The 26,227-nt window shown below is 58.8% G+C and carries 26 protein-coding genes; 16 read left to right on the plus strand and 10 right to left on the minus strand.

Annotated features, from left to right (window positions below):
- Positions 1–193: 193 nt before the first annotated feature.
- On the plus strand, positions 194–874 hold the full coding sequence (locus J7416_RS17800; protein WP_209226718.1) for an FkbM family methyltransferase: 681 nt from the start codon (positions 194–196) through the stop codon (positions 872–874).
- 39 nt (positions 875–913) lie between these two features.
- Here the strand turns inward: J7416_RS17800 and J7416_RS17805 are convergent, their stop codons facing one another.
- On the minus strand, positions 914–2,437 hold the full coding sequence (locus J7416_RS17805; protein ID WP_209226720.1) for a DUF2125 domain-containing protein: 1,524 nt from the start codon (positions 2,435–2,437) through the stop codon (positions 914–916).
- A gap of 138 nt (positions 2,438–2,575) precedes the next feature.
- On the opposite strand from J7416_RS17805, the gene J7416_RS17810 reads away from it, so the two are divergent.
- From J7416_RS17810 to J7416_RS17820, 3 genes are read left to right on the plus strand one after another with little or no spacing between them, the layout of a single operon-like run.
- Positions 2,576–3,319 (plus strand): SDR family oxidoreductase, encoded by a 744-nt coding sequence (locus J7416_RS17810; RefSeq protein WP_209226722.1) that lies wholly within the window; start codon positions 2,576–2,578, stop codon positions 3,317–3,319.
- A complete protein-coding gene (locus tag J7416_RS17815; protein WP_209226724.1) occupies positions 3,316–3,924 on the plus strand; it encodes an enoyl-CoA hydratase/isomerase family protein in 609 nt (202 codons plus the stop codon). Before J7416_RS17810 ends, J7416_RS17815 begins: the two co-directional genes overlap by 4 nt.
- Positions 3,921–4,658: a VOC family protein gene (locus J7416_RS17820; RefSeq protein WP_209226725.1), complete on the plus strand. Its 738-nt coding sequence runs from the start codon at positions 3,921–3,923 to the stop codon at positions 4,656–4,658. Before J7416_RS17815 ends, J7416_RS17820 begins: the two co-directional genes overlap by 4 nt.
- Here J7416_RS17820 and J7416_RS17825 read toward each other — a convergent pair whose 3' ends face one another.
- A complete protein-coding gene (locus tag J7416_RS17825) occupies positions 4,659–4,955 on the minus strand; it encodes an HNH endonuclease (protein WP_209226727.1) in 297 nt (98 codons plus the stop codon).
- 48 nt (positions 4,956–5,003) lie between these two features.
- Here J7416_RS17825 and J7416_RS17830 point away from each other — a divergent pair, with 48 nt between their 5' ends.
- On the plus strand, positions 5,004–6,188 hold the full coding sequence (locus J7416_RS17830) for a TIGR03862 family flavoprotein (RefSeq protein ID WP_209226729.1): 1,185 nt from the start codon (positions 5,004–5,006) through the stop codon (positions 6,186–6,188).
- On the opposite strand, the gene holA is transcribed toward J7416_RS17830, so the two are convergent.
- The 4 genes from holA to J7416_RS17850 form a co-directional block, all read right to left on the minus strand.
- Entirely contained in the window at positions 6,185–7,213 is a 1,029-nt protein-coding gene (holA, locus tag J7416_RS17835; RefSeq protein ID WP_209226730.1) for a DNA polymerase III subunit delta, read from the minus strand. The genes J7416_RS17830 and holA overlap by 4 nt on opposite strands.
- Entirely contained in the window at positions 7,210–7,701 is a 492-nt protein-coding gene (lptE, locus tag J7416_RS17840; RefSeq protein ID WP_170427471.1) for an LPS assembly lipoprotein LptE, read from the minus strand. Before lptE ends, holA begins: the two co-directional genes overlap by 4 nt.
- Positions 7,688–10,240: a leucine--tRNA ligase gene (gene leuS, locus J7416_RS17845; RefSeq protein ID WP_209226731.1), complete on the minus strand. Its 2,553-nt coding sequence runs from the start codon at positions 10,238–10,240 to the stop codon at positions 7,688–7,690. The genes lptE and leuS overlap by 14 nt, the downstream gene beginning before the upstream one ends.
- Before the next feature lie 72 nt (positions 10,241–10,312).
- On the minus strand, positions 10,313–10,801 hold the full coding sequence (locus J7416_RS17850) for a DUF3576 domain-containing protein (RefSeq protein WP_209226733.1): 489 nt from the start codon (positions 10,799–10,801) through the stop codon (positions 10,313–10,315).
- 281 nt (positions 10,802–11,082) lie between these two features.
- On the opposite strand from J7416_RS17850, the gene J7416_RS17855 reads away from it, so the two are divergent.
- Positions 11,083–12,102 (plus strand): porin, encoded by a 1,020-nt coding sequence (locus J7416_RS17855; protein ID WP_209226734.1) that lies wholly within the window; start codon positions 11,083–11,085, stop codon positions 12,100–12,102.
- 102 nt (positions 12,103–12,204) lie between these two features.
- On the plus strand, positions 12,205–12,864 hold the full coding sequence (locus J7416_RS17860; RefSeq protein WP_209226736.1) for a YggS family pyridoxal phosphate-dependent enzyme: 660 nt from the start codon (positions 12,205–12,207) through the stop codon (positions 12,862–12,864).
- Here the strand turns inward: J7416_RS17860 and J7416_RS17865 are convergent.
- The gene (locus tag J7416_RS17865; protein ID WP_209226738.1) at positions 12,848–13,348 is read right to left on the minus strand and encodes a L,D-transpeptidase family protein; all 501 of its coding nucleotides are present in this window, start codon (positions 13,346–13,348) and stop codon (positions 12,848–12,850) included. The genes J7416_RS17860 and J7416_RS17865 overlap by 17 nt on opposite strands.
- Positions 13,345–14,439, minus strand: coding sequence for a GTP cyclohydrolase II (gene ribA, locus J7416_RS17870; protein ID WP_209226740.1), 1,095 nt, complete (start codon positions 14,437–14,439; stop codon positions 13,345–13,347). Before ribA ends, J7416_RS17865 begins: the two co-directional genes overlap by 4 nt.
- Positions 14,440–14,599: 160 nt before the next feature.
- On the opposite strand from ribA, the gene J7416_RS17875 reads away from it, so the two are divergent.
- On the plus strand, positions 14,600–15,286 hold the full coding sequence (locus tag J7416_RS17875; protein ID WP_058272567.1) for a response regulator transcription factor: 687 nt from the start codon (positions 14,600–14,602) through the stop codon (positions 15,284–15,286).
- A 181-nt stretch (positions 15,287–15,467) separates the two neighbouring features.
- Here J7416_RS17875 and J7416_RS17880 read toward each other — a convergent pair whose 3' ends face one another.
- The gene (locus J7416_RS17880) at positions 15,468–15,983 is read right to left on the minus strand and encodes a DUF805 domain-containing protein (protein ID WP_209226742.1); all 516 of its coding nucleotides are present in this window, start codon (positions 15,981–15,983) and stop codon (positions 15,468–15,470) included.
- Between the two features lie 122 nt (positions 15,984–16,105).
- Here J7416_RS17880 and J7416_RS17885 point away from each other — a divergent pair, with 122 nt between their 5' ends.
- From J7416_RS17885 to J7416_RS17905, 5 genes are all read left to right on the plus strand, one after another.
- Positions 16,106–16,555, plus strand: coding sequence for a phosphate-starvation-inducible PsiE family protein (locus J7416_RS17885; protein ID WP_209226744.1), 450 nt, complete (start codon positions 16,106–16,108; stop codon positions 16,553–16,555).
- Between the two features lie 190 nt (positions 16,556–16,745).
- The gene (locus J7416_RS17890) at positions 16,746–17,534 is read left to right on the plus strand and encodes an exodeoxyribonuclease III (protein WP_209226750.1); all 789 of its coding nucleotides are present in this window, start codon (positions 16,746–16,748) and stop codon (positions 17,532–17,534) included.
- A 76-nt stretch (positions 17,535–17,610) separates the two neighbouring features.
- Positions 17,611–18,528 (plus strand): thioredoxin, encoded by a 918-nt coding sequence (gene trxA / locus J7416_RS17895; RefSeq protein WP_209226752.1) that lies wholly within the window; start codon positions 17,611–17,613, stop codon positions 18,526–18,528.
- Positions 18,529–18,555: 27 nt separating this feature from the next.
- Positions 18,556–19,197 carry an LON peptidase substrate-binding domain-containing protein gene (locus J7416_RS17900; RefSeq protein ID WP_209226753.1) on the plus strand — a complete coding sequence of 214 codons (642 nt, stop codon included), beginning with the start codon at positions 18,556–18,558 and terminating at the stop codon, positions 19,195–19,197.
- Entirely contained in the window at positions 19,194–19,379 is a 186-nt protein-coding gene (locus J7416_RS17905; protein WP_209226755.1) for a Trm112 family protein, read from the plus strand. The genes J7416_RS17900 and J7416_RS17905 overlap by 4 nt, the downstream gene beginning before the upstream one ends.
- Here the strand turns inward: J7416_RS17905 and J7416_RS17910 are convergent.
- The gene (locus tag J7416_RS17910) at positions 19,376–20,638 is read right to left on the minus strand and encodes an FAD-dependent monooxygenase (protein ID WP_247744366.1); all 1,263 of its coding nucleotides are present in this window, start codon (positions 20,636–20,638) and stop codon (positions 19,376–19,378) included. The genes J7416_RS17905 and J7416_RS17910 overlap by 4 nt on opposite strands.
- A 54-nt stretch (positions 20,639–20,692) precedes the next feature.
- Here J7416_RS17910 and J7416_RS17915 point away from each other — a divergent pair, with 54 nt between their 5' ends.
- The 3 genes from J7416_RS17915 to J7416_RS17925 all read left to right on the plus strand — a co-directional run bounded on the left by J7416_RS17915 (position 20,693) and on the right by J7416_RS17925 (position 26,214).
- Entirely contained in the window at positions 20,693–22,021 is a 1,329-nt protein-coding gene (locus J7416_RS17915) for an amidase family protein (protein ID WP_209226759.1), read from the plus strand.
- 108 nt (positions 22,022–22,129) lie between these two features.
- Complete coding sequence (locus J7416_RS17920) at positions 22,130–23,311, plus strand: aminotransferase class I/II-fold pyridoxal phosphate-dependent enzyme (RefSeq protein WP_209226761.1); 1,182 nt, start codon at positions 22,130–22,132, stop codon at positions 23,309–23,311.
- 14 nt (positions 23,312–23,325) lie between these two features.
- Positions 23,326–26,214, plus strand: coding sequence for a DNA translocase FtsK (locus J7416_RS17925; protein WP_209226762.1), 2,889 nt, complete (start codon positions 23,326–23,328; stop codon positions 26,212–26,214).
- The last annotated feature ends 13 nt before the right edge of the window (positions 26,215–26,227 follow it).

Consider the following 26,227-nt stretch of genomic DNA (forward strand, 5'->3'; position numbering starts at 1 on the left):
GCATTTGACCTAGCCTTCCGCTTCGCGTCTCGCAAGGGCTACCGGGGAAAGCAATCACATGGGTTTTGCCTCACTCTGCAAAATCCCGGCATCTGCTATCAACACACGGTTCCTTGATTGAGGTTTTTCACTACTTGTTCAATAAAGTCAGGGCTCCTTGATTTTGAGGCAACACGAACGGGCAGTGACCAATATGCATGACAATCTAAGCCTGCGCGGCGTTGAGATACCCGACGACCCGCAGATTATTACCCAGAAAGTCAAACGATCCATCCTTGCCGAGCGTTACGAAAAGGACGAGGTCAACGGGCTGCCAAAGTTCATCGATCCCAAGGACAGAGTTGTCGAACTTGGGGCGGGGATCGGCTTTGTTTCCTCTTTTCTGGTCACGCAAATGGGTGTGCGGCACGTCATGTGTATCGAGGCCAATCCGGTCCTGTGCGGCTTTATCGGCCGCGTGCATGAGGCCAATGACATTTCGGGCGTAGACGTCCTGAATGCCGTCGCACGGACCGATGGGCAGGAAACGGGAACTGCCAGATTCTATGTGCGGGAACCGTTTTGGTCATCGTCTCTGGATCAGTCGCCGGACTATGTGAAAGAGATCGACGTTCCCGAACATCAATTGTCCGATCTTTTGCGCGACTTCGACGCCAATGTTCTGATCGTCGACATTGAAGGGGGCGAGGCGCATTTGTTCGACGGGGCAGACCTTGCGAACGTGCAGAAAGTCTACCTTGAGGTGCACACGCGCAAGATTGGTATGCGCGGTATCAAAAAGTGTTTTGATGATTTGTCAGCGCTTGGGTTTGCATATGATCAGCGCGTCAGCTGCGGCGGCTCGGTCTTGTTTCGACGCGTTCGCGGCCGCTAGCAAGGGTTGGGAAGGCAGCAGTGCCGCCTTCCCGCATGATTACTTGATGCGTTGGCCGTTCGCCAGAATCTGACCGTCCGCAGTGAATTCGATTTCCGAATTCAGCGTGTCTGGCGCGTCACCAGGCACTGCCATCAGCCCCATCATCATCCGTGCGCCCATTGCATCGCTATCGGATACCAGCCCCATACCAATCAGCTTGTCGATCAGAGCGTTGGCACCCACCAGCGTCAGCTTGGCCACACCGGTCGGTGTGGGCATGCCACCGAACTCTTCGGTATTTGTGTTGTCGAAGGTGAAATCGCCTTCACCGGTCAATTTCGCTCCGACCAAAGAGACAAGCAGTTCATTGATCTTGAGCGAGTGCAGTTCGCCCGGCTCCAACTCCGACGCATCCAGTTCTTCAACTGCGGCCGGATCAAAGATGTTCATCAGTACTTTGGCGGTTCCGGTGGCGTCCAGTGCAATGGTCGCGGGGTCACGCGGCAGGGCCTCTGCCGGGTCAAACATGCTCCACAACACGTCCGACATGGTGAAATCGGTCAGGTTCATTGCAAAGCCGAACGGTTGGATTTCTTCGGATTCCTGAATAGGAATCTCGAATTTGAAACCGGCGTTCTCCATGGCGATTTCGATCGGGAAGGGCAAGTCGGCCGTGGTCACAGCAACCTTTGCGCTGTTTTGTTCGATATCATAAGCAAGACGCTCAGCGTCGATGCTGGCACCGAACTTGCCGCCTTGGGATTCGCTGCCGACCGAGAAGGCCTCTCCTTCGCTGGTTCCGGCCATCGCGGTCTGGCCAGACCCATAGGTGAACAGCCCCGAGAATGAGAAGCCTGCTTTGTAAAAGGCTTCGGGGTCCGAGATGTCGAAATCAGACGGGATAACGTTTGTGCCTTCAAACGCCAGATCGCTCATCGAGCCGTCGATCTTGCCGGTGTCGTCGCTTTCGGGGTCCTGGAACGCCAGATCGTATGTCAGGCCCGCCGCGGTAAATGTCTGGTCGACGTCACGGTTCTCGCCAATCTTCATGCGAGAACTGCCAGACAGATCGGTCATGCCAACATTCACGGCAAGCGCATCGCCGGGCATTTCTTCGCCGTCTACGGTCACGCCGTTCAGTTTGATCCCCAGAGCGTCGGCCGAATAGTCATAGGTCATGTCCTCTTTCGAGCCGGAAACGACCATAGTCATACCCGTTTGCGAATAGTCGATGTTGACCGAGAACTCCTCACCCTCGCCTTCGCCGGATACGGTCATCGGGAAACTCTCGGGGAAGCCAATGTTGACCGTGCCGTCGCCGTTTTCAGTCAGCGTCATTTCAGGAACGACCATGCGGAAGGTTGCGTCCTCTTCCGGGATGTCCATCGAGACCGTCATGTCGGCAATTGTGGTGACATCGCCTGCAACGGATTCGCTGCCCGAAACGGTGTACCCCATCTGACCCAGATAGGCTTTCCAGTCATTCCAGACATCCTGTGAGGTCAGATCGGCAAGAGCGCCTTGTGTGATAACGGCATAAGCCAAAACAGCACCGCAGCTGCGGCGAAGGAAAACGGACATTACAGTACCCTTCTAGATAAATTTGCCGGCATCGTCGTGGTTGTGGACCCGGGCGTCAAGGGGCAAGGACTGGACCATTTCCCCATTGACGGGGTAGAGATTCACACAATTTCAAGCCGATGGAGGTAAAGGAACCTAATGCAGGGAAAAACCGTACTGATAACTGGGGCCAGCCGGGGCATCGGAGCTGAGGCCGGGCGCGAATTTGCCGCAGCCGGAGCGAACGTGGCGCTGGTCGCCCGCAGCCGGGATCGGATCGATGCGCTGGCCGCTGCGCTGGGTGACAACGCAATCGCGTTGCAATGCGACGTCAGTGATTTTGCGCAAGTTGAACAAGCGGTCGCGGATTGTGTTGATCGGTTCGGTGGGCTGGATGTTCTGGTCGGAAATGCCGGTGTCATCGATCCGATCTTTCACATGACAAACGCCGATGTCGCAGCCTGGGACAAGGCGATCGACATCAATCTGAAGGGCGTCTTCTACGGAATGCGTGCCGCTCTGCCCATCATGCGTGCAGCGGGGGGTGGTACGATCCTGACCGTATCTTCCGGCGCGGCCTCGAACCCGGTTGAGGCTTGGAGCCACTATTGCGCCTCGAAAGCTGGGGCGAAGATGCTGACGGAATGCCTGCACCTAGAGGAATCAATCCACGGCATCCGCGCCATGGGTCTTTCGCCGGGCACGGTGGCGACCGAAATGCAGCGTGTCATCAAGGCCAGCGGTATCAATGCGGTCAGCCAACTGGATTGGAGTGACCATATCCCGGCGGACTGGCCCGCGAAGGCGTTGTTGTGGATGTGCACGGCGGATGCGGATGAGTTTCTGGGCACTGAAATTTCGCTGCGGCGCGAGGACATACGACAAAGGGTTGGACTGACGTGATCGAGCTGAACAAAGAAGATGGGTTGTGGATCGTCACGCTGAACAACCCCGGTAAGGCCAATGCCCTGACCGGAGCGATGCTGACCGAGTTGGCCGAGATTGCCGAAGCTGCAACCGAGGCCCGCGCGTTGATCCTGACCGGAGCAGGCAGCGTATTCAGCGCCGGGGCCGACCTGGCCGAGGCGCGTACCGGGCTTGCGACCTCGGACGTGTGGGAGCGTTTGTCCGGCGCGATCGCAGCGCTGCCGTGCCTGACGGTTGCTGCTTTGAACGGAACCCTTGCTGGCGGCGCAAATGGCATGGTGCTGGCCTGCGACCTTCGCATCGCCGTCCCATCGGCCAAGTTCTTCTATCCCGTCATGAAGCTGGGGTTCTTGCCCCAACCCTCTGACCCTGCGCGCATGGCGGCCCTGATCGGTCCGGCCCGCACCAAAATGATCCTGATGGCCGGGCAAAAGATAACAGCCGACGAGGCTTATGTTTTTGGGTTGGTAGACCGCGTTGTGGCCCCTGATGAGTTGATGCAGACGGCCCGTGATCTTGTCGCTGACAGCATTGCTGCAGAACCACGGATCGCGGCTGGCATCGCCGAGCTCTGCGCATGAGGTTGTCTGGTTTGCGGCTGCGCGTCGCTGATACCGAGAAACTGGCAGCGTTCTACACGGGTGTTCTGGGCATGTCGGTTAAGCAACAAGGGGTCAGCCTGCGGGTGGGCTATCCGGGGCAGGATGCCGATTTGCTTTTGATGCCTGGTGGCGGGGGCTACACGCATGACACAGGCCAGCGCTACTGGAAGATCGGGATCACAGTGCCAGATGTCGATCTGGCGGCCGCGTTCCTGCGCGGCAAAGGGATCGAAGTCTCGGACCCCAAGCAATTTCTGGACATCGGCTATATGTGCCACCTCAAAGACCCCGAGGGCTTTGTGATTGAATTGCTGCAGCACGATTTCGAAGGGAACCGTCCGGAAAATGCTGCGGACCCCGATGCGCCCTTTGCCGAGGCCTGCATCGGCCAGATCACTCTGCGCACCGGATATATTGCAGCAGAAGATGCGTTTTGTCGGGCGCAGGGCATGCGTCTGCTTTCAATGCAGGATGTCGCGCCATACGGATTCGACCTGCATTTTTACGCTTTCACTGACGACGTGCCGCCAAACGCCGATCTGTGGGCCGTGGAGAATCGCGAGTGGCTTTGGAAACGCGCCTATACAACGCTCGAATTTCAGCACGTCGCAGGTGCCCGGTTTGCCAACGTGCCGGATTATCGCGGGTTAGAGGTTGAGGGGCTTGCTGCACCCACGCGGGATGCCTTTGGTGATCCGGTAAATCCCGGCTGATCAGCGTCCACGCCGCTTGCCCGGTACTTTCGATCGAAACCCGGGTGGGCGTTTGCGAACCCAGTTCAGGAACTTCTCCAGCCGGGGATGGGCACGCAGGGCCTCGACCGTGTTGAAATTGCGGGCCAGTTCCGCTTCGGTCAGGGTTGCGTGCACCTCTTTATGGCAGATCTGATGCAGCAGGACCGTGGGTCCGCCCTTGCCACCTTTGAGTTTTGGGATCAGATGGTGCAGGCTGCCAGCCCCATCGGGGATCGGGCGGTCGCAAAGCGGGCAGATCGGATCGCTGTTCGTCATGGCATGAACAAAGTTGCGCCGGGTGGTGCGAAAGGCAAGAGGGCAGGGATGGCACAGGCATTGGTGATCGGCGGCGGACCCGCAGGCCTGATGGCAGCCGAAGAACTGGCCGCAGCCGGGCACGCCGTTCTGGTGGCTGAGGCCAAGCCATCGCTGGCAAGAAAATTTCTGATGGCGGGGAAGTCTGGGCTGAACCTGACCAAAGACGAGCCGTTTGAGACGTTGTTGTCGTCCTATTCCGAGGCCGCAGACTGGCTGCGGCCAATGATTGCCGAATTCGACGCCGCGGACGTGCAAACATGGGCGCAGGGGCTTGGGCAAGAGTTGTTCACCGGTTCAACCGGTCGCGTGTTTCCGAAAGTGATGAAAGCCTCGCCGCTTTTGCGGGCATGGCTCGAGCGGTTGGACGCGGCGGGTGTGCAGTTTAGAACGCGCTGGCGTTGGTTGGGCTGGGATGATGGTCAGGCCATCTTTGATACGCCCGACGGCCGGCAAGGTTTCAACGCGGATGTGACAGTTCTGGCGTTGGGCGGGGCAAGCTGGGCGCGGTTGGGATCGGACGGAGCATGGGCACCTCTGCTTCGTGACAAAGGCGTGGCGCTTTCGCCATTCGCGCCCGCGAACTCAGCCATTTCTGTCGACTGGAGCCCGCATATGCAGCCTCATTTTGGCGCGGCGCTCAAGTCAGTCCGCTGGATGGCCGGAGAACTGGAAAGCCGGGGCGAGGCCGTGATTTCCGCAACCGGGCTAGAGGGCGGGGGGCTATATTCTCTGACCCCGGCCCTACGCGCCGGAGCGGACCTGTTTGTCGATCTTGTGCCGGATGTGACCGCATCCGATTTGCAAAACCGATTGGCAGCAAAGAGTTCGAAAACCACAGTGTCACAATGGTTGAAAAAGTCATTGAAACTGCCGCCGCAAAAGATCGCGCTGTTTCATGAGATGTCAAAGCGCTACGCAACGCCCAAAGGCCAAGAGACAAACGCGCTGAAACAATTGCCGATCTTTGGTGCAGGGTTGCGCCCGCTGGATGAGGCGATCTCGACTTCGGGTGGCGTACCGCGCGCGGCAATGGATGACGGGCTGATGCTGACCGCATGCCCCGGCGTGTTCTGCGCGGGCGAGATGCTGGATTGGGAGGCTCCGACCGGGGGCTATTTGCTGACCGCTTGTCTGGCAACGGGGCGTTGGGCCGGGCGTAACGCCGCGGCTTGGTTGGATCGGACCGCCTAGCGTGTGCGCGCCAGCATCGCCAGCCGGATCATTGCCCGTTCAACCAAGGCCATCGCGGGTGCTGTTTGCCCCGCAGAACGCAGCGACAGATCTGTGTCTGTGAGCACGGTTAAAGCGGTTTGCAATTTCGGCGCGCCCCATCCCTGCGCCTGACGCAGAATGCGGTCGCGACGCTTGCCGTAGACCGGCGGGCGCAGCTTGCCGATTCCCTGTGCCGCTCCTCCGGGGTCGGAGGCGCAGGCATAAAGTGTCCGAAAATGTCGAGTCGCGCCGATACAAAAGCTGACCGCATTGGTACCTTGCGATTGCAGGCGCCGGATCAGCGGACCGATCTCACCCGCGCGGCCCTCGGCGACCACGTTCAGAACGTCATCCAATGCGGCTTCGGTCGAGCGAGGGGCGCAGGCTTCGATATCTTCGATCGTCAGTTCCGAACTGTCCCCGCGTTTGTAAAGCGACAGCTTCTCAATGGTTTGAGTGAAATCACCAGGGCTGATTCCGGTCGCCAGTTCGGAAATCGCCGACATCGAGTCGCGCGGGATATTCTGTAAACCGGCCTCGGACAGAATCCGTTCCACCTCGGCGCGCGATGGAGGGTCGTCATAGATTCCGACTGCATAAGCCGAAGGGTGTGTCTCGAACGCTTTGCGGATTTTTGAACTGGGTTTGAGCTGCCCTGCCGTCACGATGATTTGGGCGTCGCCGGGGACCCAATCCTCCAAAGCGGCCAGAATCGCAGGTGCGGCTGTGTCGGTTGTGTCTTCAACAAATACCGCGCGCGGGCCGGGAAAGAAGCCGACCGCCTTAACCGCATCCAGCAACAAGGCGGGATCACCTCGCAAGTCGGCCCCGGGCAGCCGGGTCAAACGCATTTCCTCTTCGGCATTTGCGCCCAGCAAGGCGGCCAGGACCTGCTGCCGCTTTAACGCGACCCGCATCGCATCTGCGCCGTAAATCAGCAGCCCCGTCTTGTCCGCATCGGGTTTTGAGAAATACCCATCGGCCTCGCGCGGGCTCAGCTTCATGCGGAAAGGCCCGGTGTGGCGTATAGGCGGGTGATGATCTGGTCTGACAACAGCACCATCAGGCGCTCGGTCGCGTCGCGTTCACTGGCCAGAGTCGACACAGTGGACCCCGCAGCGGAGTATCCCACGAAATCGGTGACCGTGCCCGAAGCAAGAATCTGCCCGGTTGCGTTCGACCTAAGCGCATAGTTCGCCGTTCCATTGATCGTCAGACGGTTCGTTTCGTTCGTGGTGGTGATCGCCGCCGCCACCGTTGAGGTCGAAACCGAAACGTCGAGGTTGTATTCGCTGCCGGAAGTCGCGCTGCGTCCCAGCTTTTGTTCCAAATCTTCGACCAGAAGGTAGCTGGTGACAGTGTTCGGTTCAGACACGGCCACGCGGCCAAAAAGCGCCGAGCCTGCTCCGCCCGGAGCGTACACAGGCTCAAACCCGCAGGCGGCAAGCGCCAGCGGCATCAGCAACAGGGTTCTTCGATCAAACGACGACATTCACGATCCGGCCCGGTACAACGATCACTTTCTTCGGAGCAGCGCCATCCAGCGCCTTTTGCACAGCTTCGGTGCTGAGCGCGATTTTTTCAACCTCGTCCTTGGCCATATCCTTGGCAACGCTGATTTCCGCACGGCGCTTGCCGTTGATCTGGATCGGCAGTGTCACGGTGTCGTCGACCAGCATCGCCTCGTCGGCGACGGGCCAGGGGGCAGTGGCGACCAGTCCTTCTCCGCCCAACAGTTGCCACAGCTCTTCAGACAGGTGCGGGGTCATGGGCGACATCAGCTGTGCCAGCGTCTTGGCCGCTTCGCGCTTGGCCACGGTTCCGGCCTTGGATTTGGCCAGAGTGTTGGTGAACGCATAAAGCTTGGCGATCGAGGCGTTGAAGCCGAACGATTCCACACCGCCGGACACATCATGGATGGCTTTGTGCATCTCACGCAGCAGGGTTTCATCCTCGGCATTGGCCGGGACGTCCGAATCGGCAATCTCTGAGGCGATGCGATGCACGCGGCTGAGGTGCTTGAATGCGGCTTCCGCCCCGGATGCGGTCCACTCGACATCCCGCTCAGGCGGCGAATCGGACAGGACGAACCAACGCGCGGTATCAGCGCCAAAGGCCGAGATAATGTTGACCGGGTCGACCACGTTCTTCTTGGATTTGGACATCTTGGCCGAGGGGATGATCTCGACCTCGGTGCCGTCCGCCAGTTTGCCGTCGGTCACGTCTTCGGGCAGGTGATAGACCGGGCGGCCATTGGCGTCGCGGGTTTGATAGATCTCATGCGTTACCATGCCTTGGGTGAACAACGCATTGAACGGCTCAATGGCCTTTTTCGGCAGATGGCCGGTAATGTTCATCGCCCGCGCGAAGAAACGGGAATAGAGCAGGTGCAGAATCGCATGTTCGATCCCGCCGATATACTGGTCGACATTCATCCAGTATTCGGCTTCGGCCAGATCGGTCGGGGTTTCAGCACGCGGGGCAGTGAAACGGGCATAGTACCAAGACGAATCGACGAACGTGTCCATTGTATCGGTTTCGCGCTTGGCGGGCGCTCCACATGACGGGCATGGGGTATCGCGCCAGTTCGGATGGCGGTCCAGCGGGTTGCCAGGGATTGAGAAGTCGATGGGTTTGCCGTTGCCATCATCATAAGGCAGCTCAATCGGCAGGTTCTCTTTCTTCTCGGGCACTGTTCCGCATTTTTCGCAGTGAACAACGGGAATCGGGCAGCCCCAATAGCGCTGGCGGCTCAGACCCCAGTCACGCAGACGGAATTTGGTGACGCCTTCGCCCCAACCGGCCTTTTCGGCGAAATCGACGGTGGCGTTGATGGCCTCGTCGCCGGTGGCCTCGGTCAGGCCCGCGAAATGGTTCACCCAACGGACTTTTTCAGTCTTTGGCGGGACGAAAGCAATCTTGTCGACCGGCGTGTCATCATCCAGCGCAAAGAAGGTATCGACCACGGGCAGGCCGTATTTGCGGCAGAAATCAAGATCGCGCTGGTCATGTGCCGGGCAGGCAAAGATCGCGCCGGTGCCGTAATCCATTAGGATAAAGTTCGCGATCCAGACCGGCAGTTCCCAGTTCGGGTCCAGCGGATGTTTCACGCGGATGCCGGTGTCGTAGCCCAGCTTTTCAGCGGTCTCGATGGCCTCTTCCGTGGTCCCGCCCTTGCGGCATTCGGCAACAAAGTCAGCAACTTCCGGGTTTTCGGCCTCTAGCTGCTTGGCAATCGGGTGATCCGGTGAGATGCCGACAAAGGACGCACCCAACAGCGTATCGGGGCGCGTTGTGTAGACGGTGATCGGCTCACCTCCGTCCGTGCGTTCAAAGCCAAATTGCAGGCCGCGCGACTTGCCGATCCAGTTTTCCTGCATCAGCCGCACCTTGGCGGGCCAGTTGTCCAGTGTATCCAGCGCGTCCAGCAATTCCTCGGAATAGTCGCTGATTTTAAAGAACCACTGAGTCAGCTCTCGGCGTTCCACAAGCGCACCCGAGCGCCAGCCGCGCCCGTTTTCCACTTGTTCGTTGGCCAGAACGGTCATGTCGACCGGGTCCCAATTGACCACAGCGTTCTTACGATAAACCAAACCAGCCTCAAGCATATCAAGGAACAGCGCTTGCTGCTGGCCATAATACTCCGGGTCACAGGTGGCGAATTCGCGGGACCAGTCGATGGAAAGCCCCAGAGGCTTCATCTGCCCGCGCATGTCGGCAATGTTGCCGTAGGTCCAGTCTTTGGGGTGACCGCCAATTGCCATTGCCGCGTTTTCCGCAGGCATCCCGAAGGCATCCCAGCCCATCGGGTGCAGCACGTTGTGCCCGGTGGCCAGCTTATGACGCGCGATCACGTCGCCCATGGTATAGTTGCGCACATGCCCCATATGGATCCGGCCCGAGGGATAGGGAAACATCTCAAGCACGTAGTATTTCGGCTTGTCCACCTTGTGGCTGGCAGTGAAGATTCCGGCCTTGTCCCAGGCTTCCTGCCATTTTGCTTCGATTTCGTTGGCCGAGTAGCGCGACATGGTGCGGTCCTTCGTGAATGAAAACGCCGGGCATGAACCCGGCGTGGTAATATTGTGATTTTCGGCGGGTGGCTAGAGCTTGTTGTCCGCAATGCGCAACTGACGGGCGCGATTCAGGATCGCATCCTCGACCGCTCGCGTCGTTGCGGCACTGACCGGAGCGCCCCCGTTGGATTGCAGAGCAACCGACAGAGACCGCGCAGCCAATGCCGGGTCACTTATATGTACGGTTGCCCGGTACGAGCGGCCACCACCCGGCGGTGTGCCGTAACCCGTTACAATAACGCCGGTAAACGGATCGACTTCCTGAACAGGCAGAAAGTTCAGGACATCCAGTGAGGCTGCCCAGAGATAGCGGTTCACATTCACGATCTGCTCGGCATTGCCGCGGTCGAACACATCCCAGATGGTCGTACGCTCGGGATCGTTAAGCTCTCGTTCAGCCGAGCTGGTGCTGTCTGTATTCAGCAGATCGGGATTCGGTGCAGCACCCCGATTCTGTCCGCAGGCCGACACGGCAGCAGTCATTATGATCAAACCGAAAATCGTCTGCAGGCGCATTGTCGACTGGTCCTGTTTCACTTGGTCTACTTTGTTCAGTGTTACTCCTAGACAAGGTCCAGTTCAGCAACAACCCTATTCTTCTTACATATGCTGGCGCGGTACGCAGATAAGGCTCCAAATAAGACTGTGGCATCCTTGCACCAATTTGTGGCCAATGCGTGCTGCACGTTTAAGGCAAGCTTGCGTGAAGGGGGCAAAAAAAGCGAAACGGTTCCCGTGCTGAGACATGTGCTGAGGCATGTGTCGAGTAGAAAAACTTTGAAACCGAGGGAAACAAGATGAAAAAAGTTCTCTTCGCATCGACCGCTCTGATCGCAACCGCAAGTGTTGCAGCGGCCGACGTACGCTTCAGCGGCTATGGCCGCTTTGGTATTGGTTACCTGGAAGACCGCACCGGTACCGTAACCAACATCGACACCACAACCACTCCGCCGACCACCGGCACCGCGACTGTCGACACCGACAACACCATCCTGGTCTCGCGCTTCCGTCTGAACATCGACGGCGTTGTAGAAACCGACGGTGGCGTTGAGTTCTCGGCTCGTGTTCGTCTGCAGGCTGACGAAAACGCCGGCAACGGCGAAGCAAACGCAGCTGGCCTGAACGGCGCACGCTTCTCGGTCATCTTCGGCGGTCTGCGTGTTGACGCGGGCAACGTTGCTGGCGCATTCGACAACCTGGCAAACTACTACGGTAACGAGCCTGGCCTGGAAAACTTCATCGGTCAGTACTCCGGTGTTGACTATAGCTTCCTGGGTTACTCGTCGACCGGTTCGGGTTCGAACGCTGTGTTCTTCCAGTACGCAGTTGGCGACTTCGCCTTTGGCGCATCGTACGACCAAGCAACTTTCGCAGTTGACGGCGTTCCGCAGGACGGCGACCGCTGGGACATCAGCGCGACCTACAGCTTCGCGAACGTAACCGCTGCTCTGGCCTACGGTCAGACCAAAGCGAACGTAGCCGCAGCAAGCGAAAAGCAGTCGCTGACCGTTCTGACCCTGGGTGCAGAATTCGGTGACTTCTCGGGTACGATCTTCGTCGCGGACGACGATGTTGTAAACGACGCACGCAACGGCACCGCATACGGTCTGTCGGCAGCCTACAACCTGGGCGCTGCTACCACCCTGACCTTCGCTTACGGTGACGGTTCGGCTGATGACGACCTGCAGCAGTACGGTATTGGTGCCATCTACGACCTGGGTGGCGGTGCATCGCTGCGCGGTGGTATCGGCAACCAGAAGCGTGGCGACGGCGACAGCCAGCTGCGCGCTGACTTCGGTGCTCAGTTCAACTTCTAAGTTGACCTGAACCACAAGGTATTAGGGCAGGTCTTCGGACCTGCCCTTTTCTTTTGCGCAGACTTGGTGTTTTTCTGCCGTCAAAGCACAGAGAGGAAACCCATGTCGCTGCACGACATTACTGCCCGAATCGCCAAAGCCGAAGCTGCCGCAGGACGCCCAGCGGGTTCGACCAAACTGATTGCCGTTTCAAAGGTGCAGCCCAACGAACGCGTCGCGGCTGTTCTGGAGCAGGGGCATCGTTGTTTTGGCGAAAACAGGGTGCAAGAGGCCGCGGGCAAATGGCCTGAATTCAAACAGCGGTTTTCGGACATCGACCTGCATCTGATCGGACCGTTGCAGACCAACAAAGCCCGTCAGGCGATGGAGCTGTTTAACGCGATCCATTCCGTCGACCGACCGAAACTGGCCAGAACGCTTGCACGGCTGGCTCAGGAATTCGGGAATTGCCCGGACTTGTTCATTCAGGTCAACACCGGAGAAGAAGAGCAGAAAGCGGGTATCATGCCTGCCGATGCAGACGAATTTGTCGCCGAATGCCGAGACTTGGATTTACCGGTCCAAGGGCTGATGGCGATCCCACCGGTGGACGAAGAACCCTCACTACACTTTGCTTTGTTGGCAAAGATCGCCGAACGCAATGGCTTGTCAGGCTTGTCGATGGGAATGAGTGGTGATTTCGAACAGGCCATCGCACTGGGCGCGACCCATGTGCGCGTCGGCTCGGCCATCTTTGGCGCGCGTGTCAGGCCTGAGGGATAATCAGCCGCGTTCCGGGCAAGACCCGGCTCGCGATCCAGCGCAGATGGTCGCGTCGAAATGCGATGCAGCCCTCGGTTGGAAAGCCGGGGCGGCGCCATTGATGAAGAAAGATTGCAGATCCGCGCCCCGGCACGGCGTTCGGCCAGTTCCAGTCGGTGATCAGCACAAGATCATACAACGGGTCCGCGCGCCTTAGCTTTTCGTGGCTGTGGCCGTAAGGTGCGCTTACCAACTGATTGTACTGATCGTCTGCGCTGTCGTCTGACCATAAATCTCGGGGGCCGATGGGCGTGGCCCACGCGGTCGGGGCCGACAGCCTGTCGGGTCGAAACAGCATTCCCACAATTCTGTGCACACCGGTGGGCGTTGCCCCATCGCCTTCGCGTTTGTCCCGAGACAGGCCGCCCTTTCCGATAGAGCAGGGAAAAACACGACCGGCAAAGCGAACGCCACGCTGGGTTAGCACCAGATCATCAGGGGTCAAAGCAAATGGCCTGATTTCGCAGCCTTGGTCGCCAGGTACCCCCGGTTATGAGCTGTTTCGCCAACTTTCAGCGGCACACGCTCGGTCACGGCGATGCCCGTCTTTTCCATCATCGCGATTTTAGCCGGGTTATTTGTCAGCAACCGAACCGAGCTGAAGCCCAATTCCTTCAGAATGTCCGAGCCCAAACGGAAATCACGCTCGTCATCTTCGAATCCCAACCGGTGATTGGCTTCGACCGTGTCGAAACCCTGATCCTGCAGGAAATAGGCACGCATCTTGTTGGCCAGACCAATCCCGCGGCCTTCTTGGTTGAGATACAGCAACACGCCGGCCCCTTCAGTGCCCATCTGCGCAAGCGCTCCGCGCAGTTGCGGACCGCAGTCGCACTTGAGGCTGCCCATCAGGTCACCGGTGAAACAAGCCGAGTGCAAACGGGCCAGAACAGGTTTGCTGCGGTCGGGGCGGCCGATCTCGACGGCGTAATGCTCTTCCCCGCCATCTTCGGGGCGGAAAACATGCAGGCGCCCGGCCTCGGACACTTCCATCGGCAAACGGGCTGCAGCGATGGCGTGCAGAGCGCTGCGATCGGCCAGATGCGGTGCGGCGCGCGTGTGGTCGATACAGGTCAGACCGTGGGTGGCGGCAAAGTTGCGACCATCCTCAACGGGCACCACCACGGCGGCGGGCAGCAGGCGAGCGGATTTGGTCAGTGCGATTGCGATACGATGCAGGTTGGCGCTGCCCTGTCTTTCAGTCATCAGGGGGCCTTTCATCGGCGCATTCAGGTCGTCAGACGGATCGGCGACTGCCTGAACCCAGGCGATGTCTGCGTCGGGCGGAATGATCATCCGTGCCAGATCACCATCATAGGCGCGTGCCTTCAGCGTTTCCGCCCGTCGCACGGTGACGGCGACCACCGGCTGACCTTCGAGGCTGCGTAAATCCGCGAGTCGCTGCGCGCTCAGAGTTTCTGACGCGATGGCCAGAACGCTGAAACCTGTGTCATCTGTCAGCACCACAGGAACGCCCATTCGCAGATCAGCCCGTGCGCGGGCCAGCAATTCCGAAATATCCGGGATAAGACTCATCTATGTTACCCTATAACGTGTAGGTGTCCTCTAACCTGATCAGAGGGAAATGTGAAACATTTCCTCTACGTCAGACACATGGACGTGAGACCACTGCAGTAAAACTTGTTGATTGCGAAATCTGTACGCAAATGGTGGAAAAGGCTTAGGAGGACCGCACATGGCTCAGCTCAAGAAAATCCTGCTGGTGGATGATGACGAAGACCTGCGCGAGGCGCTCAGCGAGCAACTTGTGATGACCGAAGATTTCGACGTGTTCGAAGCCGCAGACGGTCAATCCGCGATGGAACGCGCCCGCGAGGCGATTTACGACCTGGTCATTCTCGATGTGGGTCTTCCGGACACCGATGGACGCGAGCTGTGCCGATTGATGCGCAAACAAGGCGTCAAAAGCCCGATTCTGATGCTGACAGGCCATGACAGCGACGCAGACACGATTCTGGGCCTGGACGCTGGCGCCAATGACTATGTTTCCAAGCCGTTCAAATTTCCGGTTCTTCTGGCCCGCATCCGTGCCCAGCTGCGCCAGCACGAACAGTCTGAGGACGCGGTCTTTGTTCTGGGGCCGTACACCTTCAAACCGGCGATGAAGATGTTGATCACCGAAGAGGATCGCAAGATTCGCCTGACCGAGAAAGAAACGAACATTCTCAAGTTCCTCTACCGCTCGGCCGATGGGGTGGTTGCCCGCGACGTGCTGCTGCACGAGGTCTGGGGCTACAACGCAGGGGTCACGACCCATACGCTTGAAACCCACATCTATCGCCTGCGTCAGAAGATCGAGCCTGACCCATCGAATGCACGCCTTTTGGTCACAGAATCGGGCGGATATCGCTTGGTCTCGTAACTCCGGGTGGAATGACGTGGATCAAAGTGATACTCTGGATGTGTAACTAGATTACTCCCATCCCGCGCATGTCCGGGTTAAGACATGCACCTCCCTGTTGGACTGCCGGGCCTTATGGCCCGGCTTTTTTTGGGGCGAGCTGCTGTGAATGAATGTCCGGTTTGCGCCCAATTTTCAGCTCTCAAGGTATTGGTCCATAGCGGTTTTCTTCCTCTTGTGTAGGACGGCTCAGCCAGAAAATCATCAAAATCGCTAAAATCAATTGTACGATAACTGCAAGCGCTACCCCACCTAGTCCCAAGATAGCTACTGCCGCCCCTAACTCTTCAGGATCGTCACCCGCAGCCCCGGTCGCAGAAAATGCCATAATACCAAGCATCAATCCAACGGATAATACCAATGATACTGCCAATGGTAGAAGCAAGTACCACCCAGGACGACCTGTATCATGCAAACGTCGCCAACCTGCTGCGAGCAACGGAAAGAAAACCGCTATCGAGAACAGGCTATACAAGGGCTGACCAGCTATTCCACTTTCTGGTTCACTTCCAAAGAAGATACTATCCAGTACAGAGAAAGCTACGCTCCCTAGCACAACAAATAGGAAAAACCACCAATACTCCGGACGTCGTGCGCGGCCGCTGAAGGTTATGTATTTTGATAGGCACGTCGAAATCGCATTTGTGAACGCATTCAATTGGGGGGCTCCCGCTTCAATAGACCTAACCTGACTATTACCTGATGATGTTATATCATGTTAGAAGCAAGAAAAGCGGGATCAGATTGAGATCCTTCAGCAATTGAGTAGTGGAACGAATTATGGCTAACGACGACCATGACCTTCACGTAGAGCTGGATCCCAATCACGAAGACCCGGTGATTCGAGTTGCAAATGTTGTCGTCCGGCAGATGACGCGCGGCCTTTCCATACTGATGGTTTTGGTCATTGGTTGGACGATACTTGATGCATTCGTCACCTTTGGGATTCATCTTGTTGAAAAACCGACGCTGCTCATCGATGGGGAAGACCTGCTCATAGTTCTGGGAGCTGTATTGTCAGTCCTTATCGCAATCGAAGTCTATACAAACGCGGCGCTATACCTTACTTCCAACGTCATACATGTAAGGCTAGTTCTTGCCACCGGGCTTATGGCAGTTGCTCGGAAAGTGATAACCTTCGATTACAAGACAATGGACGCAACCCATATAGCAGCCTATGCCGGATTGGCACTAGCCTTGGGCATAGCATATTGGTTGGCTGAGAAGTAATTTGTAAATTATTCAGATGACGTCAGAGAAAAACTGACCCATGGCACAGGCGAACTGACGCTGCGTTGGCGGCAATCTCGACTGCAAACGTCAGCTTAGTCCGCTTAGCTGTTCTTCCGCGATCGTTTCCTATGGCACCCCATCTCTCACCACGCTAACCTCGCGCCCAATCGCGACAGAGGAATCCCCCATGCCCTTTACCCTTGCCACCTGGAACATCAACTCGGTCCGTCTGCGAGAGCCTATCGTGCTGAAATTGCTGCAGGAAGAGGCTCCGGATGTTCTTTGCCTGCAGGAGTGTAAATCTCCGGTCGAAAAAATCCCCACCGAAGGGTTCGCCGAATTGGGCTATACCCACATGGTTGCGCGTGGCCAGAAAGGGTACAACGGCGTCGCGATCCTGTCGCGCATCCCCATGGAGGAGGTGGGTGACAAGGATTTTGCCGGTCTCGGCCATGCCCGCCACATCGCGGGACGGCTGGAGAATGGTGTGACCATTCACAATTTTTACGTCCCTGCAGGCGGCGATGTCCCGGATCGCGAAAAGAACGAGAAGTTCGGCCAAAAGCTCGACTATCTCACCGATATGCGCGACTGGTTTCACGCCGAGAAGCCCGAGAAGTCCATTCTGGTAGGAGATCTGAACATCGCCCCGCGGGAAGACGATGTCTGGTCGCACAAGCAACTGCTCAAGGTCGTGTCGCACACGCCGATCGAAGTGGAACACTTGGCCGAGACCCAAGACGCGGGTGGTTGGGTCGATGTCACCCGGCAGGATATCCCCGAGGGGCAGCTGTACAGTTGGTGGTCTTATCGTGCGCGCGACTGGGACGCAGCCGACAAGGGGCGGCGGTTGGATCATGTCTGGGCAACGCCTGATGTTTCGAACGCGGGGCATTCCAGCCGGATCTTGCGCGACGCACGTGGCTGGGAAAAACCCAGCGATCACGCGCCGGTCTTTGCGACATTCGACCTGTGAACCTGAAACTCTACTATTGGTTTCTGCCCCTCGGGGTTGCATATAGAGGCCAAATTCGAACGAAAGAGTGAATGCCATGGACCTTCTGAACACCGCAGCCGGAACGGATACTGCCGACCTGATCAAAGACGGATCCGAGGCCACCTTTATGGCCGATGTTGTTGAGGCCTCGCAGGAAACCCCTGTGATTGTCGACTTCTGGGCGCCCTGGTGTGGCCCGTGCAAGACGCTGGGCCCCTTGTTGGAAGAGGCCGTGACCGCCGCAAAAGGCGCGGTGAAGATGGTCAAGATCAACGTCGATGAGGCGCAGATGATCGCGTCTCAGATGCGTATTCAGTCGATCCCGACCGTCTATGCCTTCTTCAAGGGGCAGCCGGTCGACGGGTTTCAGGGTGCCGTGCCGGGGTCCGAGATCAAGGCGTTTGTGGATCGGGTGATCGAGGCCGCAGGCGGTGAAAGCCCCGGAGGGCAATTGGACGACGCCGTTCAGGCCGCCGAAGAAATGCTGGCCGAAGGTGCCGCCGTTGATGCGGCCCAGACCTTTGCGGCGATTTTGGGCGAAGACCCGAACCACGCGGCCGCTTATGGCGGTTTGGTGCGCGCGCATATCGCATCGGATGATTTGGAACAGGCCGAGGCCATTCTGAATGGTGCACCGGCCGAGATTTCGACATCGCCCGAGGTCGAAGCGGCTCATGCGCAGCTTGAACTGGCAAAGCAAGCCGCCGACGCGGGACCTGTAGGCGAATTGAAAGCCGCAGTGGAAGCCGACGCAGACAATCATCAGGCCCGTTTCGATCTTGCGCAGGCCTTGCACGCCAATGGCGAGGTTGAAGAGGCCGTCGCGCAGTTGCTGGAGCTGTTCCGCCGGGATCGCGAATGGAATGACGGCGCGGCCAAGGCACAGCTTTTCACGATTTTCGATGCGCTCAAGCCGAATGATCCGGTGGTTCTGAACGGACGGCGAAAACTCAGCTCGATGATATTTGCCTAAACCCTGATCAGAGCTACACTCGGGTACATGATGCATCCCGCTGATCTGCCGGAGACGGTCTCCGTTTTCCCATTGCCCGGGGCGCTGTTGCTGCCCCGGTCTCGCTTGCCGCTGCATATCTTTGAGCCGCGCTATCTTCAAATGTTGGACGACGCGCTGAAAACGCCCGAGCGGTTGATTGGTATGGTGCAGCCGAACCCAACCCTGTCTGACGACAGCAAGCTGCATCTGATTGGCTGCGCGGGCCGCGTAACGCAATTTTCGGAAACCGAAGATGGCCGGTATTTGATCACGCTGACCGGTATTTCCCGTTTTCGCATCAAGTCCGAGCTGGACGCGTTTACCCCCTATCGTCGCTGCGCCGTGTCGTGGGACGGCTTTGAGCGCGACTTGGGCAAGGCCGAGGCGGACGACGCCTTTGATCGGTCTCGGTTTTTGAACCTGCTCGAACGCTTCTTTTCTTCTCGCCAGCTGTCTACAGATTGGGACACTTTGAAGGACGCTGATGATGAGCTGTTGGTGAATTCTCTGTCGATGCTGCTGGATTTCGACCCGGAAGAGAAACAAGCCCTGCTCGAAGCACCTTGCCTTCGCACCCGTCGCGAGACATTGGTGACACTGATTGAGTTCGCCATGCGCGGCGGATCGAGCGAGGAAAAACTGCAATGACCGAAGTCGAACACCCTTTTGACCGCCACATGCTTGAGGCGCTGATCTGCCCTCAGACGCACACCACGCTGCACTACGACGCAGAAAATCAGGAGCTGGTGTCGAAAGCTGCCGGTCTTGCGTTTCCGATCCGCAATGGCATTCCGGTCATGCTTGTGGATGAAGCGCGCGAACTGGACTAAATCGCGCGCCCTTGCAGCAGTTTCGGCAGGTCTCCGGTCAGCCCGGCGGCCTCGCGCACGAAGCCGCGGCGCAGGTTGGGAAATGACCCGACGATCCCCATTCCGATATCGCGCCCCATGCGCAGAATGGGATTGTCGTTAGAAAACAGCTTGTTGAACACATCCGTCGCCATTGCCAGCGATGCCGTGTCGAACCGCCTCCATTCCTGGTAGCGTTCCAGAACCAGAATCGAGCCGATATCTTCACCTCGCCGCCCTGCAAGTGTCAGAACCTCAGCCAGGGCGCCCACATCGCGCAGGCCCGCGTTCAGCCCCTGACCTGCGATCGGGTGCATCCCATGGGCAGCATCTCCGACCAGGGCCAAGCGGCCCCCGATAAAGGAATTGGCAATTGTCAGGTTCAGCGGATAGGTGAAGCGGGCTCCGGCCAGTCGGATGTCCCCCAGAAAATCACCAAAGCGCGGACGCAGGACTTGTAGGTACTCGTCCTCGGGCATGGTGTTGATACGTTGCGCCATCTCGGTCTGTTCGCTCCAGACGATCGAGCTGCGGTTTCCTGTCAGAGGCAGAATGGCCAGAGGTCCGGGGGGCATGAAGAACTGATGCGCGATGCCGTGGTGCGGCAGGTCGTGTTCGATGGCGCAGACCAGTGCGGTTTGGCCATAATCCCAGCCCGTGCGCTTGATCCCAGCCCGAGCGGCAGTGCCACTGCGGCGTCCGTCGCACCCCACCAGCAGCCCACCCGTCACGGTGCTGCCGTCGTCCAGCGTCAGTGTAATGCCCGTATCGTCCACGGTCTGCGCGACAACGGATTTGCCGCTGATCTGTGTGATGCCTTTCTGATCTGCCATCGCATCCAGAAATGCGCGGCGCAGGTGGCGGTCTTCGACCATATAACCCATCGGGCCTTCTTCGATCTCGGCGTGGTCGAAATGCAGGAAAAACGGCGAAGGACCAGCGCCGGCATGGCCATCGGTCACCTTGATCTCAAGCATTGGCTGGGCGTGGTCGGCCACACGATCCCAGACACCGATGGCGTCCAGCAATCGCTGCGAGGCCAAAGCCAGCGCATAGGCGCGCCCGTCAAAGGCTGCGTTTTTGCGGGCTTTTTCGGCCAAGGCGTCGATCACGGTGACGGAATGACCGGTCTGGGCCAGTGCCAAGGCCAAAGCCGGGCCATTCAGGCCGCCGCCTACGATCAGGATATCCGAGCTATGTTCCATGGCCTGCAATATGCGCGACCTTTCGGGATTGTCCATGTGCGGTCCTGTCGCTACCGTCGCCCAAAGTGCTTTTTCTTAAGGGGGGCGGGTATGCAGGACTGGCTTACCATGACGGCGTGTGATCTTGGCCGTGGCATCGGCATGGGGCAGATTGATCCGGTAGAACTGACCGAGGCCTATCTGTCTGCTATCGACGCACATCCCCATCGTGATCGCATCTATGCGCGCGTGACCCATGACCGGGCCCGGGCCGAGGCCCAAGCCGCAAAAGAAAGAGCCAATTTGGGCCTTCGGCGTTCCCTGCTGGATGGTGTGCCGATCAGCTGGAAGGACCTGTTCGACACTGCCGGAACCGCAACTGAGGCCGGCTCGGCCTTGCTGAAAGGGCGTGTCCCCGAGGCGGACGCCGTCGTCGTGCGTAATGCGACAGCCATGGGCGCGGTCTGTCTGGGCAAGACTCATATGAGCGAACTGGCGTTCTCGGGCCTTGGGCTGAATCCGATCACCGGAACACCTCCGTGTGTCGACGATGAAGAGGCTGTGCCCGGTGGGTCCTCTTCCGGCGCGGCGGCGTCGGTGGCATGGGGACTGGCTGCGGGTGGTATCGGGTCGGATACAGGTGGATCGGTTCGCATCCCTTCGGCCTGGAACAATTTGGTCGGCCTGAAAACCACGGCCGGACGCGTTAGCCTTGAGGGGACCGTGCCCCTGTGCCTGCGGTTCGACACCGTCGGCCCGCTGGCCCGCTCGGTCGAGGATGCAGCCCATATGTTGGCTTTGCTGGAAGGCGGTTCTCCACCAGACCTGCGGGGGGGCGATCTTAAGGGCCGCCGCTTTGCCAACCTGCAGACCGTTGCACAGGATGACCTGAGAGAAGCGCCGGGGCAGGCATTTAATGAAGCTATCGACCGTTTGACCGCCGCAGGGGCCGAGATCGTGCCGCTTGAAGTGCCGGAGCTGAAAGACGCCATAGTGTTGTCGGGTATCCTGTACACCACCGAGGCTTATGGGCTGTGGCGCGATGTAATCGAAGCCAACCCGGACGCCATGTACCCCGAGATTCTGGCGCGGTTTCGCGCGGGCCAAAATGCGACCGGTGCAGATTACATTGCTGCATGGTCCAAGCTGAAATCCTGCCGGGCCGCGTGGGACGCTGCGACATCCGGTTTTGATGCGGTGCTGGCGCCCACAGCGCCCATCCTGCCACCGAATTTGGACCGGTTGATGAGCGACCATGACTACTATGTCACCGAAAATCTGCTGGCCCTGCGCAACACGCGGATCGGAAATCTGATGGGGCTGGCGGCGCTGACGCTGCCAACCGGCACCCCGGGTTGCGGGCTGATGATGATGGGCTATCCGGGGTCCGAAGAGGCCTTGCTCAGGCTTGGATCAGCGGCCGAGGCGGCATTGGCCTGAATGCCACAATCCCCTGATTCGCCGTCTCTTTGTCTGGACGAAACCGGGCGTGATCTGTAACCTGCTTGGAAAACGGGGCGAAATGACCCCGACATTGAGGCAGTAGTTATGAACTTCCCCGAGCGGTTTTCGAACCTACCGGAATATGCATTCCCGCGTCTGCGCACCCTGTTGGATCATCATCAGGCGGGTGGTGAAGTGATTCACATGACCATTGGCGCGCCAATGCACGATTTCCCCGCATGGGTCACGGATGTGATCACCGAAAACGCGGCCGGGTTTCAGGGCTATCCGCCCAATGAAGGCTCGCCCGAGTTGCGCGCGGCAATCACCGGTTGGATTGGCCGCCGTTACGGCGTGTCTTTGGACCCCGACACGAATGTCATGGCGCTGAACGGCACGCGCGAGGGGCTTTATAACGCAGCAATGGCGCTGTGCCCCGAGCAGAAGAATGGCGAAAAGCCCGTTATCCTCTGCCCAAACCCGTTTTATCAGGTCTACATGGTGGCCTCGCTGTCGGTCCGTGCCGATCCGGTTTTTGTGCCCGCGACCGCCGCCACCGGTCACCTGCCGGACTATGCTGGACTGCCCAAGGACGTGCTGAACCGTACGGTTGCGGCTTACATCTGTTCGCCCGCAAACCCGCAGGGTGCCGTTGCCTCGCGCGACTATTGGGCCGAACTGATCCAACTGGCTGAGACGTATGATTTTCGCATCTTTGCGGATGAATGCTATTCCGAGATTTTTCGCGATGAGGCACCGACGGGTGTTCTGACGGTCGCAAAGGACCTCGGAGCCGATCCTGAACGGATCACTCTGTTCAACTCGCTGTCCAAGCGTTCCAACCTGGCCGGGCTGCGCTCGGGCCTGATTGCTGGCGGTCCCGAAACGATCAAACGGGTCAAGCAGTTGCGGAACTACGCGGGCGCACCTTTGCCGCTGCCTTTACAGGCTGCTGCCGCCAAGGTTTGGGCGGATGAGGCGCATGTGGTCGAGAACCGCGCGCTCTATCAGGAAAAGTACACAATCGCGGACGAGGTTTTCGCCGGTGTACAGGGCTATATGCCGCCCGAGGCCGGGTTTTTCCTGTGGCTGCCAGTCGAAAACGGCGAGGAAACCACATTACGGCTGTGGCAGGAGACCGGAGTTCGGGTCTTGCCGGGTGCATATCTTTCTCAAGGTGATCCGGGGCAAAACCCGGGCGAGCAATTTATCCGGGTCGCGATGGTGGCCCCAAAAACAGAGTTGCGGCAGGGGCTGATCACGCTCCGCGACTGCATCTATTCGTGAGGTACGAGGGCAAAATGGCATCATATAACGCGCGCAACCGCGATCCATTGCTGGACAGCACGACTCAGGCCGCCATCGAGCGGCGCAGCAAGGAGTTGATTGGGATCGCCCTGATCCTGCTGGGGCTGGCTTCAGCCGCGATGATCTGGTCCTACACTCCGGATGATCCAAACTGGATGGTGTCGACCGATGCGCCGGTGCAGAACTGGATGGGGCGGATTGGCGCCTCGATCGCCGCGCCGTTGTTCATGATCGTCGGCTGGGGCAGTTGGAGCATTGCGCTGGTGCTGATCGGCTGGGGCGTGCGATTTGCTGGTCATTTTGGCGAAGAACGCGCCGTTGCCCGTCTGATCTTTGCCCCGATCTGGATTGCCGTTGTATCTGTTTATGCAGCCACTCTGGTACCGGGCGACGCCTGGCGTACAACCCACAGCTTTGGCTTGGGTGGTCTGTTTGGTGACACCGTGATGGGGGCTTTGCTGACGCTGCTGCCGATTTCGTCGCATTTCATGGTCAAACTGATGTCTCTGGCGATGGCTACCGGGATGTTGGCGCTTGGAACATTTGTTCTTGGCTTTACCAAGGCCGATGTCCGCAAAGGCGCGCGGGCCTTCCTGCTGGGTCTTGTGATGGCCTACGACATGCTGATGAACCTGCTGGGGCGGGGGGCTTCGGCCACCGCGCAGGCGGCCCGCGATCGCAGGACGCAGTGGGAAGAACGCAAGGCCGCGCGCGCCGAGGCGGTGTTTGACGACGATTTGGCCTATGCAGACCCGATTTTCGAAGAGCCGGAACTGGAAGTCGAACCCGAGCCTGCCAAACCCGGTCTATTGGCGCGGATGCCCAGCCTGATCCGCCGTCCTGAACCGATGCCAGAGCCGGAACTGATCGACCGCGAACCGGTCGCAGGGTTTGATGAGATGCCGGGCGAAGACCGAATTCGCTCGAAGATCTCCGCTGCTGTGCGCAACCGCAAGGTGGCCGTTGGTGAGATGGCGCCCGAGCATGACCCGAACCTGCCGCTGACCAAAGGCCGCGGTCGGGGGCCGGATCCGTTGATTCTGAATTCTGGGGCGGGGGAATTGCCGCCTGAACCGCCGGTGACCTCGGTCGGCCTGCCGCCCGAACCAATGCTGACGGCTGACCCTGCGCCTGAGTGGCAGCAGGAGCCACTGCACCAGGACTTTGCGCCTGAGCCGGATTTCGAGGGCGAGGCCGTGTTCGAGGACGCACCCGAACCCGCGCCTGCCCCGCGTCCGGCAATAAAGATCCCGGTGGCCGAGCCGCGCAAGCCGGTGGTCGCACAGCCTGTGCGCCGGACGCCTCCGCCATCGCGGCGTGCACAGGCCGAGGCGCAGCCAACCTTGTCTTTTGAAGAACGTCACTCGGATTTCGAACTGCCGCCGCTGAACCTGTTGTCCAACCCGGCCAGCATTCAGCGCCATCACCTCAGCGATGAGGCGTTGGAAGAAAACGCGCGGATGCTGGAAAACGTGCTGGATGACTATGGCGTGAAGGGTGAGATCGTTAGTGTCCGGCCCGGTCCGGTTGTCACCATGTATGAACTTGAACCGGCCCCAGGTCTGAAAGCCAGCCGTGTTATCGGATTGGCCGACGATATCGCACGGTCGATGTCCGCATTGTCGGCGCGGGTTTCGACCTTGCCGGGGCGGTCGGTCATCGGCATCGAACTGCCGAACGAAAACCGCGAGATGGTGGTGCTGCGCGAAATCCTCGCCAGCCGTGACTTTGGCGATGGCAATCACGCGCTACCTTTGGCGCTGGGAAAGGATATTGGTGGTGAGTCCGTTGTGGCAAACCTAGCCAAGATGCCTCACCTGCTGATCGCGGGGACGACCGGTTCCGGTAAGTCGGTCGCGATCAACACGATGATCCTGTCGCTGCTGTATAAGCTGTCGCCGGATGAATGCCGCCTGATCATGATCGACCCCAAGATGCTGGAACTGTCGGTTTATGATGGCATCCCACATCTGCTGTCACCGGTTGTGACCGACCCGAAAAAGGCGGTTGTCGCCCTGAAATGGGTCGTGGGCGAGATGGAAGACCGCTATCGCAAGATGTCCAAGATGGGCGTCCGCAACATCGCCGGGTACAATGGTCGCGTGAAAGACGCGCTGGCCAAGGGCGAGTTGTTCAGCCGCACGGTCCAAACCGGCTTTGACGATGAAACCGGAGAACCAACGTTCGAGACGGAAGAATTCGCGCCCGAAGCGATGCCCTACATCGTCGTCATCGTCGATGAGATGGCCGACCTGATGATGGTCGCGGGCAAAGAGATCGAAGCTTGCATCCAGCGTCTGGCGCAGATGGCCCGGGCCTCGGGCATTCACCTGATCATGGCCACGCAGCGTCCGTCGGTTGACGTCATCACCGGTACGATCAAGGCGAACTTCCCGACCCGGATTTCGTTCCAGGTGACGTCGAAAGTCGACAGCCGTACCATTCTGGGCGAGATGGGTGCCGAGCAACTGCTGGGGCAGGGCGACATGCTCTATATGGCTGGCGGCGCCAAGATCACCCGCTGCCATGGTCCGTTTGTATCGGACGAAGAGGTCGAAGAAATCGTCAACCACCTGAAACAGTTCGGCCCGCCGGATTACGTTGGTGGAGTGGTCGATGGCCCGGCTGAGGAAAAGGCTGACAATATCGACGCTGTTCTGGGCCTGAACACCGGTGGCAACACCAACGGCGAAGACGCCCTGTACGATCAGGCGGTGGCGATTGTGATCAAGGATCGCAAATGCTCAACCTCTTACATCCAGCGGAAACTTGCCATCGGCTATAACAAAGCTGCGCGACTTGTTGAGCAGATGGAGGATGAAGGCGTTGTTTCGTCGGCAAATCACGTCGGTAAGCGGGAAATCCTCGTCCCCGAGCAGTAGGATATTTAATAAC

Source organism: Ruegeria sp. R14_0, assembly GCF_017743975.1.
Taxonomy (GTDB): Bacteria; Pseudomonadota; Alphaproteobacteria; order Rhodobacterales; family Rhodobacteraceae; genus Ruegeria.